Consider the following 1421-nt stretch of genomic DNA (forward strand, 5'->3'; position numbering starts at 1 on the left):
ATTGCCACCCGCCCCTGCCGGAGCAGGTCCGCCGTCACCCGGATGCCGTCGGATACGTCGTTGTCGGCCTTCACCACCCAAAAGCCCCGCCGCCGCAGGGTTTCGACGAAGCTGGCCGCCGACGGGTCCACGATCACCCGCTGAATCTCCCGTCCCCCCGCCAGCCGTTCCAAATCCTCCGCGTACTCCGCGTCGGTCCGCTGCCGCCCCGCTTTCCTGGAGTCGTAGTAAAATTCCCGTACCCGGTACCAAACCCCCTCCCGGAGCCCCCACAGCCCGAAGGAGGCCGGGTTCACCGTCCCGTAGTCCGCCGAAATCCGCCAGGCGGAAAACCCGCCCTCCGGCGCTTCCGCCGCGTCCCGTTCCGGGTCGAAGAAGTCGTACACCCGCCCCTCCGCCGCCGTCCACTCCCCCAGGACGAACCGGCGGTAAAAGGCCCCGGAGTAGTTCCGCCTGTACCGCTCCCGAATCCGCTCCGGCAGGGCGGGATTGTCCTCCATGGTGAAGTGGAGCCGCAGGGCCCGCCGCTCCGCCGCCTTCAAAATCCACTCCTGGTAAAACCAGTGCTGGGGCCCCTCCGGGTTGCAGTTGAACCACAGCCGGCTTCCCGCCACGCTGCACCGGGCCACCGCCTGCTCCACAAAGGACCGGGGCATCAGCGCCGCCTCATCCAGCAGCACCCCCGCCAGGGTGCTTCCCTGAATCAGCGCCGCGCTGGACTCGTCCCGCCCGCCAAAGAGCAAAAAGCGGTTCTCATGCCCCCGGAACCGCACGGCCAGCAGATTTTCCCCCCGCCGCTCCCGGACCTCCATGCCCAGCCGCCGCAGGACCGGGGCCAGCTCCGAAAGAAGGTTCCGCCGCACCGACGCGATGGTCTTCCCGCACACGCCGAACTGCTTCCCGTCAAAGCCCGCCTGGGCCCAGAGGAAGAAGCTCAGCCCCATGGCGAAGGTCTTCCCGCTCCGCACCGCCCCGTCGCAGATGACGGCCTCCCACTTTGGGTCCTGCCACCAGGTGAGCACCCGCAGCTGCTTGGCGGAAAATTTCAGCCCCTTACCCGCCATAGCCCTCCTCCAGCTGCCCGGCGGCGTCCTCCAGGGCCCGGTAGAGCTCCTCGGCCCCGCCGTTCCCGCTCTCCCCCAGAAGGCCGCACAGGGTCTCCAGCGCCCGCACCCGGTCCACCAGCTTCACCTCCACGCCCCCCTTGTCCGTCACCTTCAATTCCGCCACGGCGGAGAGGTCCAGCTCCCCCGGGTCCACCTCCCTGGGATTGAGGGCCAGCCGGACCGCGTCGTTGGCCCGTCCAAAGGCCAGCTGGGCCAGCCGCCGCAGGGCGTCCTCCCGCCGCAGCTCCCCCGCCGCGGCCCCCCGCATCCTCTCCAGCCGCCGCCGGACGCTTTTCGAGGCCAGCGCGGCAAAGC

At 69.9% G+C, this 1421-nt stretch carries 2 protein-coding genes; both read right to left on the reverse strand.

Features of this window, described 5'->3' with window-relative positions; genetic code table 11:
* A partial coding sequence (locus JX325_RS16695) for a PBSX family phage terminase large subunit (protein WP_204792151.1) occupies positions 1 to 1064 on the reverse strand: 1064 nt, incomplete at its 3' end.
* Positions 1054 to 1421, reverse strand: a 368-nt coding sequence (locus JX325_RS16700; protein WP_204792152.1) for a hypothetical protein, incomplete at its 5' end; no start/stop codon positions are given. The genes JX325_RS16700 and JX325_RS16695, both read right to left, overlap by 11 nt.

Origin of the sequence: Oscillibacter sp. CU971 (assembly GCF_905219725.1) — a bacterium.
Taxonomy (GTDB): domain Bacteria; phylum Bacillota; class Clostridia; order Oscillospirales; family Oscillospiraceae; genus Oscillibacter.